Raw genomic sequence first — 4,685 nt, 5'->3', positions numbered from 1 at the left:
CACTAGCGTTGCATCAAACCTTACACATTATCAACTTAGCAGATGTTCGTGCAAAAATTCACAAAGTTTCAAACTGACATAAATTAAAAGTAGCTCCACCTAAGCGTAGGCACYATTTTCCAAAAAAATCCATTTATCTTTTTCTCTTCTTCGGTTGGTGAATTTGCACGCCTGGCGTTTCGTTAACTTGTCGCGGTTCTGGTGGACCTTTCTTTCGCCTGCCTAGGCTAAATTTACTGGGTCCCCTGTGCAGCTCCGTTATGAGACTTGACCAAGGCTTTGTTGCATACAAACGTATCAGTTCAAGCACATTCCATACGGAATGTTTTGTCGCAAGTTCCTGTTTGACGAGGTAAGATAACCCGTAAGCAATAAGTGCTAGGTAGATATGATTCCACACGGCGTCTGGTTGATGACTGTAGAGTTTTGCAAACTTCAAATGCTGTTTTAACCATTTGAAGAACAGTTCGWTTAGCCAGCGATTACGGTAAATGTCCATGATTTCTTGGACAGACAATTCCCACTTCGTTGTTACCAAGCGGTAGAATCGATTCTGGTCGTCGTAGAACTCAATGAGACGCAAAGGATCTCTCATTTTTGTCTTAGGCTGATTCCCTAGCAAGACGGTTGCATCTCGAACGATTGAATGATTCCCTTCTGGCAATGGAAGCTCCTCAAGGATTTCGGCATAATGATGATTGGCTAAGCGAACGACAAACTCTATCTGATTAGTGACCCAATTTTGCATTCTTTTGTAGCAAACATAGCCGCGGTCCATGACATAGAGCACACCCGGATCTACTACCAAACTGTCCGAACCGATGTAGTCGCTGACATTGCCTGTAGAAGGAACAATCTGATCGGGATAAGCCGTATACTCGTCAATAACCATGAGTCGCGTATGGACCTTTACGCTATTTTGCTTTTCCGTAACGTAAGCCCAATCTCCAAGAATGGGGGGCATCCTCAGACTAGTAGAGTCCACAATGGTAACAAAGAAAGGCATTGACGAACCACCTGTTTATCCGATACACTCAAAGTCCGAGTTCTCCTTTGTATGAGATGTATGGATTAGGTCCCTACATCTCTACACTGGAGATTTTTTTATGAATTGTCCATGAAAATTAAATAAAAAAAATACATAAATAGTAAATAATTTAAATTAAATTTTCGTGGTAGCTTTAATGCAACGCTAGTGGAKTTTCTACCTTTAAAAATGCCAATCGAGGCGATTTCGTCCGGCAACCAGCAATTTTAGCTGCATTTCTACCGCTAATCCGCTCTCCGCCACTGAGCGGCACAGATTAACGGTAGATTTTCCTGTTTATTTCAGAGCGGGAGCAGCTTATGGACCGTTCCCCGCGAGAACAACGCAGATTAACGGACATCATTACCGTTATATGCGATATTTGAGCTTTATTTCTAAATTAACGGACTCCAGTGTCGTTAATAGATCTGTAGACTAACTAATTCCACTCGAATAAGATGAATCGCGGCTTTGGTGTCCGTTAGCGTGTAACCCTCCCACAAGAGACTATCCCTCCGTCATTGTTACGACTTGGAGTAGTCTCTTTTTCTTGCTTTTTCTTGCCTTTTCCCACTCGTTTTTTCCACAAGCCTATGATATGATGGTTTTAACTGATAAACCTAGTTTTGTATATTAAACCAAATGAGCTGGGAGGCCCACGATTGGACGATAAATACCGCGTTCCAGCCATTGAACGTGCTCACCTTATTCTCAAAGAAATCTCGCTACACCCCAGTCAACTGAAGCTCATCGATTTATCGCGTTCGCTCAGCATCAACAAAAGCTCGATGTATTCGCTGCTTTTAACACTGGAGAACTTGGGCTGGATCGAGAAAGATACCGGCGAAACATACCGCCTCGGACGCGAGCTCTCACGCTTGGGCCATGCGGCTGTCCAGCATCGCGACTTGAACGAGTCCTTCCACAAGGAAGCCTCTCAATCCAAGCTGAAGTTGGGTGAATCGCTGCAATTAGCTAGACTCGATGGCAATGAAGTCCTTTATCTCGCCAAAGAGGAAGCGCTTACGCCGGTTCGGCTCGCCTCTGGACCCGGCATGCGCCTGCCTGCACATGCCACTGCACTCGGTAAGGTCATGCTGGCTGATCTTAGCGTTGAGGAACTTGATCGACTCTACCGCGCAGATCAGGAACCTTTTTCACAGCTAACAGTGCATTCTATTGTCTCCATGAAAGCCCTACAAAAAGACTTAGAACAAATCCGCACACAAGGCTTCGCGCTCGATTTGGAGGAAGCCGTGATTGGATTTAACTGCGCCTCAGCTCCAATACGCAATTCCCATGGGAAAGTCATCGCCGCTGTCAGCTGCTCTATGATGTTGCCGGAGTGGCAGCAAAAGAAGCAGATCTGTATAGAAGAAGTTTGTAAGCTTGCTCATCAACTATCCGACTAGCAAAGGGGAATTGAACATGCGGTTGCACAACAAAGTCATTCTTATCACAGGCGCAGCTTCAGGTATTGGCAAAAGTACGGCTCTCTTATTCGGGCAGGAAGGCGCCCAGGTCATCGTCAATGATCTCGACGAAGCCAAAGGGATCGAGACAGTGAATGAAATTATCCAGGCTGGTGGGGCAGCCCGCTTCATTCAAGCAGACGTTACGCACTCTGACTCCGTCAAGGCGATGGTTGAACAAATCATTCAGGCTTACGGCCGGATTGACGTGCTTTTCAACAACGCAGGCATTAGTGGTGTCGGCGCACTTCATGAGCTGGAACCTGAAGCGTGGGACCGCATCATGAGCATTAATGTGAAGGGCGTCTTCCTCCCTTCGAAGCATGTCCTTCCCTATATGATGGAACGCAAATCGGGCTCAATTATTAATATGTCATCCTGCATTGCCGAAATCGGACTGGCTCGTCGTGCCTCTTATGCTGCAACGAAAGGCGCTGTCCTTGCATTGACCAAATCCATGCAGGTGGACTATGCCTCCTACGGTATTCGGGTGAACGCCTTGCTGCCAGGAACAATCATGACTCCTTTCGTTGAAAATTACATTCACACCTCTTATGACGATCCTGAAGTTGCTATCGCCTCTCTGAAATCCAGACAGCTGAGCAACGAGATGGGACGTCCGGAAGATGTAGCTTTAGCCGCCTTGTTCCTTGCTTCTGATGATTCCAAGTTCATGATGGGCTCGCCATTATACATTGACGGTGGAGTAACTTTTGGTAAAAATGCTTAGCCTGTTCCTTATAAATTCTTCATATTTAATTATTCAGGAGGTTTTCACATGAAATTGCTTACATTTAGCCAGAACAATGCTTTCCAACTAGGTATTCAAACTGATTCCGGTGTCCTCGATGTCGCTCAAGCTGTTCAGCAGCTATCACCGGCATTCGCCGTTCCAACTACGGTGACCGAAGCTATCCAAGGCGGAGCTGCTGCTACCGAAGCGCTGCACCAACTCGTCCACCTTGCTCTTGAAAGCAGTGATCGCCAAACGCTGATACTTAATGAACAAACATTGAACTACGGCCCTTGCGTCACAGAACCCGGGAAAATTATATGTGTCGGACTTAACTACCGTAAACATGCTGAAGAAACGAATGCCGCAATCCCGCAGTACCCGATTCTTTTTAACAAATTCAATAATACGCTGACTGGACATGGACATGATATCGCCCTCCCTCGTGTCACTAAGGAAGTCGATTATGAGGCAGAGCTCGTCATCGTGATTGGCAAGCAAGCCAAATATATCTCCAAAGAACAAGCGCTGGATCACGTCTACGGATACTGTTGTGTCAATGACCTCTCTGCACGCGATCTGCAAATGCGTACTGCGCAATGGCTGCTGGGTAAATCGTGCGACGATTTCAGCCCGCTTGGCCCTTATCTGGTCACTGCAGACGAAGTCGGCAATCCGAATGACTTGAAGATCAGCACCACGGTCAACGGCAAGGTGCGTCAAAACTCCAATACAGCCGATATGATTTTCCACTGCGACGAGGTTGTCAGCTATATTTCTCAGCATATGACCCTATACCCGGGGGATATCATTCTGACAGGAACGCCAGAAGGTGTTGTGCTAGGCGATCCAGTCGATAAACGCGTATATTTAAAAGATGGCGACGTCGTAACGATTTCTATCGAGAAATTAGGCAGCTTAACTAATCGCATGGTTAAAGAGTAAACTGCACAAACAAAAAAAGGGCCGAGGATACATCCTCAGCCCTTTTTACCATTTCTTTAGATAAACTTCCCGCTGCCCAAGTTGAAGGCAATGCCCAATAAATTGTTCATTACCGCAGGATCAATTTAGCGATACCTACGATATCCAAAATACTAATCTTGCCGTCACCATTGAAGTCCGCGCTTTTCGCCTCATTCCAGTCACTGCTGTCTGAAGTCTTCCCGTAATGCACGGCTGCTTTGCCCAAATCTCCGATATCAACGGCGTTATCTCCATTAATATCTCCTGGCGCATAATCCGTAATGATTTTCCCGCTAAAAGCTTGTAACGCTTGGTTTAACGCAATGGCCGCTTCATCCAGCTGCTGCTGCGTAGCCTCAGAATCCGAATGAATGGCTGCCGCAGCCTCGCTGGCGGATAATAGCGCCGCTTTGGAACCTGTTTTGTACTCTCCAGCTTGAGTTCCTTCTATCGCGTGATCATAAACAGACTGTGCCAAGCTGATGAC

Annotated in this window: 5 protein-coding genes; 3 read left to right on the top strand and 2 right to left on the bottom strand. The window is 46.3% G+C overall.

Annotation, left to right across the window (positions count from 1 at the left end):
- Window positions 1–133: 133 nt before the first annotated feature.
- On the bottom strand, window positions 134–1,006 hold the full coding sequence (locus tag AC1DUA_RS28490; RefSeq protein ID WP_477502965.1) for an IS4 family transposase: 873 nt from the start codon (window positions 1,004–1,006) through the stop codon (window positions 134–136).
- Between the two features lie 683 nt (window positions 1,007–1,689).
- On the opposite strand from AC1DUA_RS28490, the gene AC1DUA_RS28485 reads away from it, so the two are divergent.
- From AC1DUA_RS28485 to AC1DUA_RS28475, 3 genes are read left to right on the top strand one after another with little or no spacing between them, the layout of a single operon-like run.
- A complete protein-coding gene (locus AC1DUA_RS28485) occupies window positions 1,690–2,439 on the top strand; it encodes an IclR family transcriptional regulator (protein WP_477502964.1) in 750 nt (249 codons plus the stop codon).
- Between the two features lie 16 nt (window positions 2,440–2,455).
- Window positions 2,456–3,229, top strand: a complete 774-nt coding sequence (locus AC1DUA_RS28480) for an SDR family NAD(P)-dependent oxidoreductase (RefSeq protein WP_477502963.1) — start codon at window positions 2,456–2,458, stop codon at window positions 3,227–3,229.
- A gap of 48 nt (window positions 3,230–3,277) precedes the next feature.
- Window positions 3,278–4,177: a fumarylacetoacetate hydrolase family protein gene (locus AC1DUA_RS28475; protein ID WP_477502962.1), complete on the top strand. Its 900-nt coding sequence runs from the start codon at window positions 3,278–3,280 to the stop codon at window positions 4,175–4,177.
- 109 nt (window positions 4,178–4,286) lie between these two features.
- Here the strand turns inward: AC1DUA_RS28475 and AC1DUA_RS28470 are convergent.
- Window positions 4,287–4,685, bottom strand: a 399-nt coding sequence (locus AC1DUA_RS28470) for a dockerin type I domain-containing protein (RefSeq protein WP_477502961.1), incomplete at its 5' end; no start/stop codon positions are given.

The sequence above is a fragment of the Paenibacillus sp. 01T422 genome (assembly GCF_056398785.1).
Note: the sequence above shows the minus strand (reverse complement) of the source record. Positions and strands in the feature narration are given on the sequence as shown.

What these genes read in the sequence shown, in the direction of transcription:
- AC1DUA_RS28480 (WP_477502963.1), top strand. Translation starts at nt 2,456, where the DNA reads ATGCGGTTGCACAACAAAGTCATTCTTATCACAGGCGCAGCTTCAGGT.
- AC1DUA_RS28475 (WP_477502962.1), top strand. Translation starts at nt 3,278, where the DNA reads ATGAAATTGCTTACATTTAGCCAGAACAATGCTTTCCAACTAGGTATT.